Genomic DNA, 13,473 nt, shown 5'->3' with positions numbered 1-13,473 from the left:
GCTCTACCCGTTAATCACGGTATGCCACCGCTCGACATGAGTGGCAAACCCGTCTCATTTTTTGAGTTTTGGCCAAGCTGGGTGTTTTATACGCCCGTTGCCCTGCAATGGTTATGGCACGGACTGAAGTACCGGAGTTTGGGCTTGCCATTGGTAGTCAACCCTGGCATTGCGCTCAGCGGCATGGTGGGGGAGTCCAAAGATGCCATATTGTCACTGGCCGGAGACAAGGCCAAGCGCTGGATTATGCCATATATCATGTGGGAAAAAAGCACGATGCCGCCGCAAACGCAAGCCCATCAGGCGTTAGCGGCTCTTCACACTGCCGGACTCGGATTTCCTGTTGTTGCCAAGCCAGATTTAGGGTGCCGGGGCGCGGGGGTGCGCCTGATAGAAAACCGGGGTGAGCTGGATGAATACCTGCGTTTATTTCCTAACGGCGCGCGTTTGATGCTTCAGGAAAAAGCCCCTTATAACGCGGAAGCCGGTGTGTTTTACGTGCGCTATCCCGGTCAGAAAAAAGGCCGGGTTTTCTCTATGACCCTCAAATACAACCCGTTTGTGATAGGTGATGGCGAAAGCCACCTTGCGCAGTTGATTAAAGACGATGCCCGGGCAGGGAAACTGGCGCATCTGTATATGGCGCGTCACCAGAACAAACTGGATTGGGTGCCGGCAAAGGGCGAAACCGTTCGCCTGGCGTTTGCGGGCAGTCATAGTCGCGGTGCCATTTTCCGCGATGGCAACCGCTACATCAGCGATGCATTGGTTGAGCAACTGGATGAAATTTTTGATGACTTTCCCGGTTTTCACTATGGGCGAATCGACCTGAAATTCCGCGATATCAACAGCCTGATGCGGGGGGAGGATTTTGTGCTGCTGGAAGTGAACGGTGCCAGCAGCGAGGCGGCCCATATCTGGGATCGCGGCGCAACCATCAAGAGTGCTTTCAGCACCTTGATGGAACAGTACCGCATGTTGTTTGAGATCGGCAACCTGCAGCGACAAGCTGGACATAAGGTACCGTCGCTGATGGATTTATACCATGCCTGGCGAAAGGAAAAGTCACTGGTGCGCGATTACCCATCCACCGACTAAAACAACGCACAATCAAAACACTGCAGTTACATTGAGGGGATACCATGTTTGCAACAGACGCCAAGCCATCATTGAGTGTGCCACTTCCTGTTGAGGTAGAAGGCGGGTTAGATGTGGCGGCGCAAGCACTTGAGCTTTTACACCAGCTATCTTATGAGCAGTATAACTTTGTGGCGGCGCCTTATCTGCAAAGTTCTATCGGCCAGCATATGCGCCACATTTTAGATCTGTTTCATGCAGCCTCGGTACAGGGTATTAATTATGACGCGCGTCGCCGTGCACACCCGGTTGAAACTGACCGCAATGTCGCCATTGCGGAGTGGCAACAAATATGTGGATGGCTGGAGGGGCTCACTGACACAGATATGGCGGATGTTGTTGATGTTCGGCATGAAGTGAGCCTAAACCGTCAGGTGGCGGCAACATCAACATCCACCCTTGGCCGTGAACTGGTATTTGCTTCCAGCCATGCCGTGCACCACTTCGCGTTAGTCCGTGTCAGCCTTTGTGCGCAAGACATTCCGGTAGCAGAAACCTTTGGTTTTGCCCCTGCCACACTCAGTCATTTCCGCGGGGATAAATGAATGTGTACTGTTAGCTGGTTGCTCCATGATAACGGGTACGAAGTTTTCTTTAACCGTGATGAACAAAAGGGGAGGGCGATTGCCATCCCCCCACAAAAAATGTGTGAAGACGGTACTGAATTCCTGATGCCAGTGGATCCTGATGGCGGAGGTACTTGGATTGCCACCAACCAGCATGGTTTGTCATTGTGTTTGCTTAACTACTATCAGGGAGATATTCCAGAGCTTCCCCTGATCAGCCGGGGATTGCTGGTCAAAATGCTCGCATCATATCCCAGAGTGTCCGATGTGGTGCATAAGCTCAATAGCCTTCACATGGGGTCATATGCACCTTTCACCTTATTGGTTTTCGCGCCGGATCTTTGTGCCTCTCATGGCCACGTGATTGCGTTTCAGTGGGATGGGCATGTGTTGACACAACGCCCCAGCAGTGAGCCCATGATTTCCTCATCCATCGCGTTTCAGGACGTGATGATTGCCCGTCGCGAGGCATATAACGCCATCATGACAGCACCCAAAACGGTGGAGAAAGCCTGGGCATTTCATCGCAGCCATGTTCCCGAAGCGGGGTATAAATCTGTCTGCATGCACCGGGAAGACGCCAATACGGTGAGCTTTACCCATTTGAAAGTATCGCCACAAACCATGGAAATGATTTATGTCGATGGGCCACTTTGTCAAAACGGCCCGGCCGTGCTGAAAAACTTATTGCGTAACAGGGGAAGCCTTTTTCTGGTGGCGAGCGAAAAAAGGTGAAAGTTTTGCTGTCCAGTCTGGTTCTTATTTGGCGAGCAAACTTGTGCTTAATAAAGGAGTGAAAGATGTCTCGCGTATTGTTACTACTTACTTTGTTGTTCTCCCCGCTGACGTTTGCAGCGGATATCTATACCGGCTTGTTTGGCAATAAAGCGGTAAGTGGATATGACACAGTGTCTTTCTTTGATGGCAAACCTGTCAAAGGTAAATCGGCATTTCAAACGGAATACCAAGGTGCAGACTGGTTGTTTACCAGCCAGAAAAACCTCGACAAGTTTTTGGCTGACCCTGAAAAGTATGCTCCACAGTATGGTGGTCACTGTGCATGGGCGATTGCTGAAAAAGATGATTTGGCGCCGGGTGACCCGGAGTTTTGGGCGATTGTCGATGACAAGCTGTATCTGAACTATAACGGCTCAGTGCAAAAGACATGGGAACAAGATATCCCTGGCTTTATTAATTTGGGTGACAAAAACTGGGCGAAACGTTAAGCGACCCTAGGAGAGCGATGCATGATCAGTCCCTTTCAACTTCCAAGGAAAACGCCGTTTGGTGTGATGGAAAAAGCCGTTGAATCGCTGACCGGTTTACGGACGTTGGATAAGCACTACCGTCGCCGTCCTGAAGGAATAGAGACGGACGCATTTCTCTCCTACACACTTGATGTGCTTGGCATCGACTATGCGGTTTCTTCGGGAAAGCTAAGCAATATCCCTGAGTTGGGAAGTACCGTGGTGGTTGCCAATCACCCACTTGGTGGCGTAGAAGGCGTTATCCTTGCCAAATTGCTTCGCCAGGTCCGCCCGGATGTCAAAGTGCTGGCGAATTATTACCTCAAACGAATACCAGAGTTGAGCGACATCTTTATCGGTGTTGATGTGTTTGAAGGGGAAAGTGCCCGCAAGGCTAACCTGCGCGCCCTTCGTGAAGCACACCAGCATATCAGCGAAGGGGGACTCCTGCTGATTTTCCCAGCAGGCGAAGTGTCGACATTTGACGAAAACGGGCAACTGAATGACAAAACCTGGAGCCGGTCAGTAGCGGCTCTGGTCAAGAAACACAAAGCGACAACGTTGCCGGTTTATATTGGTGGCCAGAATAGCCGTAAATTTTACCGTGCAGGGCGCATTCACCCGATGCTTCGTACGGCCATGTTAGCCCGGGAATTGCTCAACAAACGGGGCGATGCTATTTCGCTTGCCATTGGCGAGCCCATTTCATGGAATGAATGCCGGGCATTTGACAGCGACGACGCATTGGTGAGTTATCTCAGGCTGAACACTTATTTACTTAACCGTGAACAAGCCCCGATGGCGGATGTACAGGAGCAGACAGGCGCGTCGATCATCCCACCGCAGCCTGTTTTGGCGATTGAGCACGAACTGGCAAGCCTGTCACCAGAGGCGAAACTGCTGTCCTCGAATGAATTCGATGTCTATTGCACGGAAAGTATCCATATTCCAGTGATCCTCCAGGAAATTGGTAGGATGCGGGAAGTGAATTTCCGGGCTGTCGGTGAGGGCACGGGGTTAGCCTGTGATCTTGACGACTATGACAGTTATTATTTGCACCTGTTCATCTGGGACAGGAAAGCCCGTCAGCTGGTTGGTGCATACCGACTGGGAAAAGTGCAGGAAATCGTTACCGGCAAAGGCTTGGATGGGCTTTATTCACGCAGCTTGTTCCAATACGACGAACGTTTTGTTGAGAGTATGGGGAATTCGCTGGAAATGGGGCGCTCAGTCATAGACCAACACTACCAACGCAGCCTGTCAGCACTGCTGCTGCTTTGGAAAGGTATAGCGGTGTATGTGAGTAAGCACCCAAATATCACCATGTTGTTTGGGCCCGTCAGTATCAGTAATGATTACCCGTTGACTGCACGCCGCTTGCTGGCGGAAACCCTGAGTGTTCACCATTACGACGAGAACATTGCGCAGTTGGTCTCGCCAACAACCCCACTTGAAAGCACAGAACCCATGCCTTGGCATACGTCGATGTTATCGGGGTTGGGCGACTTGCAATTGCTGTCAAAAGTGATCAGCCGCATGAGCCGCGGACTGGGCGTACCTGTTTTGCTTCGCCAGTATCTTGGGCTAAACGGCAAGCTGGTATGCTTCAATGTGGATCCGGCATTTAACAATGCACTGGATGGCCTGATCACGGTAGATTTACGTAATGTACCCGCCAAAACACTGGGTCGTTATATGGGGAAAGCGCAGGCAGAAACCTACCTCGACCATCACCAATAACATGTTGTCCATCAATCAAATGCCCATGAAAAAAGCGCCGGCTGTTCAGGCGCTTTTGCGTTTATGGTGAATGCTTACCATTGATGACAACTTGTCAGAAACGCAGGCTGGCCCCTACGCCGACAGAGCTGGTTTCCGCACTTCCAGCATCGCGGTAAGTCAATTCTACGGCCAGCCCGGGACCTACACCGGGGGACAGGTTAATACCGACAGCGCCCAGCAGGCCCCATCCATCTTCCGTTTCGTTGGCATACGTGTTGTCATAATAGTTACCGCCGCCACGTACGTAGACATCACCAATCACGATAGGCAGACTCACTTGTAGGGCGAGCGGAATAGATGTCGACGTAAAATCCTGATCAACGCCGTTTTGATCCGGGATATCTGCGGTTGTCTCGCCATAGCCGGTGTATATGCTGGTGAAGTCATTTAAGTGGAGCCTACCATTGATGGCCCAAAAGTAACCGGTCGCACTGCGGCCTTTGTATTTCACGTCAGTGATACCTGCGTCGGCACCTAAAGAAATGGGAAGGATCAGGGCAGACGCTGAGGTGGTAAACAAGGCTGCGCTCAATGCAGACAGCGTGATGAATGTGTTGGATTTAGCCATGTGGTCACTCCGTATTTTAAAGCGCTCACCAGTAGCAAGCTTGCGACAAAATGTCTGGGTTTCAGTGTAGGCGTGAATTGACGGGAAAGGTGAGGAACTGGGCGGCTTTTGGCAGTGCGATAAAATATTTGTGAACTGTACCCAACTGGAATGACAAAAACGGCACCCGAAGGTGCCGAAAAAGCGTGGTATAAAGGATATTCAGGCCGAAATCAGCGCAGAAATTACGCCAATCACCCCTCCAAAAACACCGCCCCAAACCACCAGCCAGCCGAGATGTTCGCGGATCATTTTTTGCACGATCTCTTTCACCATATCTGGGGTCAGTTCATCCAGACGCTGTTCAATCACAGATTCAATATTTGCGGTGATATCTCCCATCATCTCCGGCTGCTCAATCTGGTTTTTCAATGCGTCGCGGAAGTCTTCCTGCTGGGTGATCTCCACCACGGTGGTTTTCATTTTATCCACAAACGGTTGGCGTAAGGGTGCCAGTGCCTCAGCGCCACCCATCATTACCAGCATGCCGCCGAATGGACTGTTATTGATTACGTCGATCAGGCCATCAAACGCGGGGTTAAAGTCGATGTGTTCAATGACGGGTTCCAGGCTCATTGTTGCGCCGCCAGATACCTCTTTATTCAGGAAACGATCAATATTTTCCTTGGTGAAAAACTGGTCCATCATCAATGACTTGATGCCAAGTTTAAAGGCTTCAAAACGTGCCTGTATAACGCCGGAGCCATAAAGCCCGGGTACTTTCTCAAACAACATATGTACAGCCAGCTGGTTGGTCAGTGAACCGGACAATGCAAACAATCCGCCGTAAAGGGCGATAGGTTGTTCAAAGTAGTAACCTGCGGCGAAAACCGCCACTGCGATAAGATTGGTCAAAAAGCTTTTGTTCATTGTTTTTGCTCAACTTACATTCTGGGAAGTGGCGGTGATTTTAGACAAGTCATGCGTGAGGAACAACATGCACTGTTGAACGGGATACCTGCCGGGAAGAGAGACACAACCCAGAGTTAAAACACCGGCATTTGCCACAACAGTATGCTCAACTTACACTCATTACGTTGATTGAGTAACCGAAGAATCAGGATGGTGTTTCGCGTTGGGGTGGCGGCGCTGCTGATACTGTCATTGACAGCATGCAGTGCAAACAATCGCCCGTTTGAATTTAAAAACCTCGCCAAATCTGACATGGATCTGATCACGGACATCCATATCCTGGAAATCCGCGATGCGATCCGTGAACTTACCGTGAAGCTTTACAAACGTAACCCCCGCGAACTGGCTAAAGTGTCAGACATGACAGTGGCAGAGCGTCTCGAAGCGTTTATGACGGTGGCGCGGCCCAAAGAGGGTTATGCAGAGCTCAATGGCTTGGATGGAATAGACGCTCTTCACCTGGCATTTTCAGAAGCGTTTCAGGGGGACCGTGTTTTTGCCCTGATGGTGGGGATCACTGGGATGATCAGTGCAAGCTACAACAACCAGCTCGAGTTTTATCTTCTGGACGATATTGACCAGCAAAAGCTCTACAACAGCGCCCGAAATCTTGAAACCGTCGCGTGGTTGCTTAATACACGTAAGAACAGAGATGGTGAATATATGCTATTGAGCAATGGTGTTACGGCAGACGGTACCCCTAATTACAGCTACGAACGTTTGCTGGCCAAAATGATTGTGATTCAGGACATGATGGCCAAAATGGTTTCTGACAGTACCAACCGACACATTAACCAAGTGGTGCATGGCGTCGCCTCTATGACTTTTTTTCCAATCTGATTGCTTTTTTTCGGATTATCCTCATTATTTTCTGACGACAGGTAACGCCTTGAGCGCGTTCTGTTTTTAACCTGTTCCCAATACAAAAAATCGTACGTATTAACAAGTTATGTTGATGTAATGGAATGGATGTCGAATATTCTGAAATAAAGTTTTCTGTGTTTATTTTTATAATGAGTAAGTAATAAAACTATATTTCTATTGATTAACTTTATGATTAATAAGTTATTTTGTATTTTTTCAATTGATTCGTAAATATTGCTTTTGTTAGTGTGATGTCAGAAAAATCCAAATTTTTTATTCCCACATTGAACAGATGGGTGATTTATCGTTAGCATCTTCTTTGTTTAAAACTATTAACAACTCTCCCACAATATTTAGGCTTATTATGATGAAATCAACGTATCCTATTCTATGCTACGCGTTTATTCTTGTTGGGTGTGGTGATGAAAGCTCTGAATCATCAGCCATTACGAGTGATGGTAACGGTGTTGTTTTAGCGATCGGAAGTAACGGAGAACGCCCTGGATCTGAAAATGCCATATCCGACAACGGTTCAGCAACCGGGGGTTCAGAAGATACCAAGGGCTTAAAACCTGTTGAGCTTAATCCTGAAACAAGCTTTGCGGAACAAATGTTGAACGCCGTGAATATGGAACGCGCAAAGCCACAAAACTGTGGGGGTGTACCCATGCCTCCAGTGCCCTCGTTAACTTGGGATTATAACCTGGAAGCAGCCGCATTCCGCCATTCCAGCGACATGGCTAACAACAACTTTTTCAGCCACACGGGTTCAGACAACTCTTCAGCCAGTCAAAGGATTGCAGACACAGGATACCGTTTCTATGCAATGGCAGAGAATATCGCTGCCGGGTACGTGGATATTAATGCTGTCATGAATGTTTGGATGAACAGCCAGGGACATTGTGAAAATATCATGAGTCCATATATCACCCAGATGGGCGCAGCTTTGGTAAAGAATGCCGATGCTACTTATAGAACATATTGGACCCAAGCGTTTGCGGCGCCCAGAAACCAATAATGGTTAGCGCTTGCATGAAAATCCCCTGTGCGCTGAAGAGGGCGTTGTTGCCTAAATCGGATTGAACCATCCAAGCTCTGTGCGATCTGATCATTAAATCCCCTTCATCAGGTCGCATCATGGGTAAAGTAAAGGGCAAAATCACCAATTGGAAACAGTACAATCACGCCTTAACTCAACGTGGTTCGCTGACGTTTTGGATTGACAACACCGCTATCAAACAATGGTACAACAAGACACCCACAGGTCGTCGCGGTCGAAGTAATACCTACAGTGATTCAGCCATTAGCACTGCCCTGATGATAAAAGGCGTTTTCAAACTCCCTCTTCGAGCATTGGAAGGGTTTATTAACTCAGTGTTCCGCTTGATGGACGTAGACATTCAATCCCCTGACTATACCTGTATCAGCAAGCGGGCAAAGACGGTTGACGTGGACTACCGACTGCCGAGTCGAGGACCCATTAGGCATGTCGTTATCGACGCCACGGGCCTAAAGGTATTTGGTGAAGGGGAATGGAAAGTACACAAACACGGAAAAGAAAAGCGACGAGAGTGGCGCAAATCCCATTTTGCGGTTGATGCCGATAGCCATCACGAGCGCTCTCTGTCAGAGACAGCTGTCTATCGTTACAAGCAACTTCTTAGCGAGAAATTGAGTTTCCGAAATTACAACGCGCAAGTAGGAGAAATTATGGCTGGGGTAGCGGTATTGAACAAAATGCTCAGGCTAGGTATGCCTGTTCGTCAGACAACTGAATAAACGACGGCAACGCTTGGCACTACTGCGTCCATTGATTGGAATTGATCAACAAGGCCGCTGAAGAGTCTCCTTGTTCTTGCTACCCTATCGTATGCCAGATTAGACAATCCTTTTAATATATGGCGGAAGGTTTGGCTCTGGGCATACAGCCAATGATTTAAGACGTTGGGATGTTCTTAACTTTGCAGATTTCAGATGTACTTCCAAACTTTCTGCGGCTGCCTCGATATCATTATTTATAAGATGGTTAAGAATATCGAGATGTTCAGATATTGATTTTTTACAGTTACTTGTTCCAAAAAATTTATAGAAATTATGATTCACAACCAAAGGTATTTGACTTTGGTTAACAATCTTTATTAGCTTGCTGTTTCCAGAATGAGATAGACATTTAGAATGTAAATCACGCTCAATTGATTCGATATCAGAAATCAAGGGCTGAGAAGAACCAGTTAACAATGCCACTAACTTGCTGCGCATTTCTAACAATTCGCTTTTCCGTAAATGAGGTATAGATCTCCTAAGTGCTGCTGGTTCTAATAATATTCGCAAGTCATAGTATTCCGTTACAGACTGAGACGTCAAAGGACCGCTAACCCAATGAGAATTATCTGCTTTTTCAACCAGTCCCATGTCTTTCAATTTCAGGAGAACTTGCCTTGAAACTGTACTGCTTACTCCAAAATATTTAATGAGATCTGTTTCTACAATTCTGAAATGACCGAATGCGATACAATCTGTAATCGCTGATTCAACAGCAGAAAATATTTTCTCAGAGGGAGTGCGATTATCAAATAAATCAACATTGTGATCCAGACCGAGGTTTGATTCATTTAATTGTTTTCGAATAGCAGGTGGGTTGTCTTTACCATTGGTAACGAGATAGCCCCTACCGTCGAGCTTTTTAATTAGTCCTTCGGTATGTAGCAACTCCAATGCTTGTCGAACGGGCACACGGCTGGTGTGAAATAATTTGGAGAGAGGAAACTCCAATAAAATTTGCCCGGCGGCAATTTGCTTGCTTTCAATCGCGTTACGAATGGTCTCTTTGATTAGTACATATCTTGGTGTTTTTAAAGGTTGCGAATTAGTCTTCATTAAGAAACACATTCCTTGTACTAAGCATTCAGAAAGTCATTCCAGCGTCTGATTAAATAGTTATGCTCATCCATCACTGAATTCCACACAATCACTTTTGACATACGTTCTTCATAGGTTCCTCCTTTACGCACCTCGCCTTTAGCAATCAGATTATTTCCGTCTAAGGCTGTTAATATTGAGGGTGCTGGTTTTCCATCATACCAATAATCCCACTCTCCGGGTTCCATGTACCTCTTTGAAAGATGTGGTGTTGAGGTGTAAAAGCCTTGCTTAGCCAATTTTGCACCTGCCCAACCTGAAAGCCACCAATTTAGGTATTCATAAGCCGCATCCAAAATACGCCCTTCAACATTTGAAGAGATAGCCATACCGCCGAACCAAGCACGATAACCCTCTACGGGAGAAGCTTCAATGATTTCTGCATTTAACTCGCGTAAATGGTTGTAGCTGGGCGACCAAAGGCTTTCAATAGCCACACCACCAGTCAACATGTTCTCCTCGGCCTGTGCGGCACTATCCCATGTGGAGCGAAAATGCCCTCTTTTTTTTAATTTAGTCAAGAGGTTGATGAGATTGTCTATTTCTGTGACTGTTAAGTTACCAATGTCTTTAAAATCTAACAATCCTGCAGACTGCACGGCCAATGCTAAGTCGATGGCACCAATTGAACTGTCGTTTTGGATACCAACCTTACCGGACCAATCTTCATTCACCAACCAGCCCCAACTTTCTTCTTTTCTGCGTAGTCTGGCTGGTAGTGCTTTGGGGCTGTATCCAAAGCTGTCTGCATTGTGTGTCAACGGTAGCATGCTGATAAACCGTGTAGGGTGAGCGGAAAGAGAATTATCTTGCTGAACATACAAACGGTTGACAGGTATTCCCCCGGTACCTATCGATGAAGTATTAGACACTTTCCCGTATTTAGATAACGGATTGACTTCGTGCCACAAAGGGATTTTTTTTGTATCAATAGGTTGTATGGCAGACACCGGCCAGAGCATATCAATACTTTGAAACCATTGATCGTATACGTCATAGCTGTGAGGATAAAGTACGCCTTGGCGTTGTGCAGCGACGCCGTCTAATACTGTATATTCAAAGTTAATCCCCAAATCCTTGGTTGCCTGGAGACGTATTTCTTCTAACAGTGTTACTGATGTTCCAAGTACCCGTAATGTGACTTTCCCTTTTATTATACTAGGAGAAACATTTCCCATTTTGATCCCTTATGGGTTGCAGAGACAATTCTGATTAGTTGACCAAACTCAGCATTTTTTCAATTGAATCAGTGATTTGTTTTTTAGTGATTCCATTGGTTATGAATATTATAACTGAATTTTCTGGCAGGATTTGGCTTTTTTCCATTTCTACAGGATCATATATGACATGTTGAACACCATGAAGAGAGATAGGATTAGTGTGACCTTCAATAGATAAAATTCCCTTAATTCTAAGAATATTCTTTCCGTGTCTATTTAATAGCATTGACAACCAAAGTCCAAATTCTGACCAAGAAATTTGTCTGTCATATTCTATTGAAAATGTATGTATATTACTCAGACTGGTAGAAACATAGTTAGGCTTGTTATGAACTTCTATTGTTGCTATTTTTTTAATAGTGAATTCTTTGCTTAGTGAAGAAAAATCCTCTCGACAAGATAGAAGATCTGTAATGGCTCCCGATTCTGAGGAATCTATACACTCAGTATCCAAAGTGATTTGAGAAACTTTTTTCTTTATTCTTTCACTTAAGGTTTTGGTTGATATATCTGATTTTGAGTATACGATGATATTTGAAGCAGATACCTGAGAAACCCATATGTTATGGATATCATCTGCTATTTCTGGCATGGACAAATCCACAACAGTAACGATAGATGCTATTTTAAAATTATGCTTTAGCATGGGAGATTGAGTGATAGTTGCAATGATTGGAGATGGCTCTGCTAATCCTGTCGTTTCTATAATGATTCTATCAAATGCTGGAATTATTTTTTTCTCTCTTTGGTTGAGAAGATCATTTAATGCATCAGATAAGTTGGATAATATACTACAACATATACACCCGTTATCTAAAAGAATAGTGTTTTTGGATATTTTATTTAGAATAAGATGATCTATACCTACTTCACCAAACTCATTAACAAGCAAAGCAGCATTTGAAAAAAAACTACTATTTACCATTTGTTGTAATAAAGTAGTTTTACCACTCCCCAGAAAACCGGTTATAACATGAATAGGAATCATAAATGTCCCTTTTAAACATTGCTAATATGCGTTAGATAACTTATATTCAGAGGATCAATAGTTTTACCAGATAGCAACTCCGCATTCATCCATAGCTCTGTAACATTCGAAACCAGAGTTTGTTTTCCTGTAGGAGAACACAAAAGATATGATGCTCCATGAACGTCACTCACTTTAATATTAAAAGGAATAAGCCATCTATTGATGATTTTTATCCTTTCATATCTAAGACGGAGGCGCACATTACGTTCTGACGTATTAGTTGTTTGAGTGACCAGCCAATGTTCTTCCTGACCAAACACTCCGCATAAACCACACATGCTGCCTCCTTATTTAATGGTAAATATCAATTTCTTGGGTATCGGGCTGAAAAGTCATCCGCTATCTGATCAAATGTACAAAACTCCACACCATCGTGACTTAATATATATTCAATCAAACGTTCTAGTGCGAGTAGAACTTGCGGCCTCCCCGATACATCCGGATGAATGGTCATTGTGAATACGGCATAATCATTTTCACGATATACCCAATCAAACTGATCTCGCCACATCTGCTCAATATCCCTTGGATTTACAAATCCATGGCTGTTCGGTGCCTTTTTTATAAACATCATTGGAGGTAGATCATCGAGATACCAGTTTGCAGGGATCTCTATGAGGTCGGTTTCTTCTCCTCGTTCAAGTGGCTTCATCCATTCGCTAGGATGCTGTGAATAGTCAATTTTTGTCCAACTATCACCGACTCGAACATAATAAGGATGAAAATCATTATGCATAAGGCTATGGTCATACTTTATCCCTCTTTCGAGCAACAGTTCATTCGTCACAGGGCTAAATTCCCACCAGGGAGCAACATAGCCAGTTGGCGGCTTTCCAGCGAGATCTGTGACCAATTGAATGCAGTGATCCAGAATGGCTGTTTCCTGCTCTCTGGTCATCGCTATCGGGTTTTCATGGCTGTATCCGTGAACACCAATTTCATGCCCAGCCTTCGCTACTTTTTTCATTTGTTCAGGAAAAGTTTCAATTGAATGACCAGGAATGAACCAAGTTGTTTTTAAATTATATTTTTCAAATAGCTTAAGAAGTCTTAAACTTCCAATTTCACCGGCAAATAATCCTCTGGATATATCATCCGGTGAATCTTCACCGCCATATGAACCCAACCAACCAGCAACGGCATCAACATCTACTCCAAACGCACATAATATTTTCTTTTTCATTTATTA

The 13,473-nt window shown here is 45.6% G+C and carries 15 protein-coding genes; 8 read left to right on the top strand and 7 right to left on the bottom strand.

The genetic code is table 11. The features are described 5' to 3' along the window. Positions 1-21: 21 nt before the first annotated feature. From VHA_RS11755 to VHA_RS11735, 5 genes are all read left to right on the top strand, one after another. On the top strand, positions 22-1,098 hold the full coding sequence (locus tag VHA_RS11755; RefSeq protein WP_172465046.1) for an ATP-grasp domain-containing protein: 1,077 nt from the start codon (positions 22-24) through the stop codon (positions 1,096-1,098). 44 nt (positions 1,099-1,142) lie between these two features. Continuing rightward, complete coding sequence (locus VHA_RS11750) at positions 1,143-1,682, top strand: DinB family protein (protein ID WP_005504569.1); 540 nt, start codon at positions 1,143-1,145, stop codon at positions 1,680-1,682. Further along, positions 1,683-2,438 (top strand): NRDE family protein, encoded by a 756-nt coding sequence (locus tag VHA_RS11745; protein WP_005504567.1) that lies wholly within the window; start codon positions 1,683-1,685, stop codon positions 2,436-2,438. It abuts the gene before it with no gap. A gap of 65 nt (positions 2,439-2,503) precedes the next feature. Beyond that, positions 2,504-2,929, top strand: a complete 426-nt coding sequence (locus VHA_RS11740; RefSeq protein WP_005504565.1) for a YHS domain-containing (seleno)protein — start codon at positions 2,504-2,506, stop codon at positions 2,927-2,929. Positions 2,930-2,950: 21 nt separating this feature from the next. Further along, positions 2,951-4,690, top strand: coding sequence for a bifunctional lysophospholipid acyltransferase family protein/GNAT family N-acetyltransferase (locus VHA_RS11735; protein ID WP_005504564.1), 1,740 nt, complete (start codon positions 2,951-2,953; stop codon positions 4,688-4,690). A 94-nt stretch (positions 4,691-4,784) separates the two neighbouring features. Here VHA_RS11735 and VHA_RS11730 read toward each other — a convergent pair whose 3' ends face one another. Next, on the bottom strand, positions 4,785-5,300 hold the full coding sequence (locus VHA_RS11730; protein WP_005504560.1) for a hypothetical protein: 516 nt from the start codon (positions 5,298-5,300) through the stop codon (positions 4,785-4,787). 201 nt (positions 5,301-5,501) lie between these two features. Further along, the gene (locus tag VHA_RS11725) at positions 5,502-6,209 is read right to left on the bottom strand and encodes a DUF445 family protein (protein WP_005504558.1); all 708 of its coding nucleotides are present in this window, start codon (positions 6,207-6,209) and stop codon (positions 5,502-5,504) included. 192 nt (positions 6,210-6,401) lie between these two features. Between VHA_RS11725 and VHA_RS11720 the strand changes: the two genes are divergently transcribed. From VHA_RS11720 to VHA_RS11710, 3 genes are all read left to right on the top strand, one after another. Further along, positions 6,402-7,091, top strand: a complete 690-nt coding sequence (locus VHA_RS11720) for a hypothetical protein (protein WP_005504557.1) — start codon at positions 6,402-6,404, stop codon at positions 7,089-7,091. Between the two features lie 388 nt (positions 7,092-7,479). After that, a complete protein-coding gene (locus VHA_RS11715) occupies positions 7,480-8,133 on the top strand; it encodes a CAP domain-containing protein (RefSeq protein WP_226926500.1) in 654 nt (217 codons plus the stop codon). A 119-nt stretch (positions 8,134-8,252) separates the two neighbouring features. After that, complete coding sequence (locus VHA_RS11710; protein ID WP_040528832.1) at positions 8,253-8,894, top strand: IS5 family transposase; 642 nt, start codon at positions 8,253-8,255, stop codon at positions 8,892-8,894. Positions 8,895-8,993: 99 nt separating this feature from the next. Here the strand turns inward: VHA_RS11710 and VHA_RS11705 are convergent, their stop codons facing one another. Genes VHA_RS11705 through VHA_RS11685 form a run of 5 tightly spaced genes read right to left on the bottom strand, consistent with a single transcriptional unit; the run spans position 8,994 to position 13,467 of the window. Further along, complete coding sequence (locus tag VHA_RS11705) at positions 8,994-9,992, bottom strand: GntR family transcriptional regulator (RefSeq protein ID WP_005504555.1); 999 nt, start codon at positions 9,990-9,992, stop codon at positions 8,994-8,996. A 20-nt stretch (positions 9,993-10,012) separates the two neighbouring features. Next, the gene (locus VHA_RS11700) at positions 10,013-11,212 is read right to left on the bottom strand and encodes an ABC transporter substrate-binding protein (protein WP_005504554.1); all 1,200 of its coding nucleotides are present in this window, start codon (positions 11,210-11,212) and stop codon (positions 10,013-10,015) included. A gap of 34 nt (positions 11,213-11,246) precedes the next feature. Further along, entirely contained in the window at positions 11,247-12,242 is a 996-nt protein-coding gene (locus VHA_RS11695) for a CobW family GTP-binding protein (protein ID WP_005504553.1), read from the bottom strand. Between the two features lie 11 nt (positions 12,243-12,253). After that, the gene (locus tag VHA_RS11690; protein ID WP_040528830.1) at positions 12,254-12,562 is read right to left on the bottom strand and encodes a hypothetical protein; all 309 of its coding nucleotides are present in this window, start codon (positions 12,560-12,562) and stop codon (positions 12,254-12,256) included. Positions 12,563-12,588: 26 nt separating this feature from the next. Next, on the bottom strand, positions 12,589-13,467 hold the full coding sequence (locus VHA_RS11685) for a polysaccharide deacetylase family protein (protein ID WP_005504551.1): 879 nt from the start codon (positions 13,465-13,467) through the stop codon (positions 12,589-12,591). Positions 13,468-13,473: the final 6 nt, after the last annotated feature.

Source organism: Grimontia hollisae CIP 101886 (assembly GCF_000176515.1).
Classification (GTDB): Bacteria; Pseudomonadota; Gammaproteobacteria; order Enterobacterales; family Vibrionaceae; genus Enterovibrio; species Enterovibrio hollisae.
The sequence above is the reverse complement of the archived record's forward strand: the minus strand, read 5'-3'. Positions and strand labels throughout refer to the sequence as shown.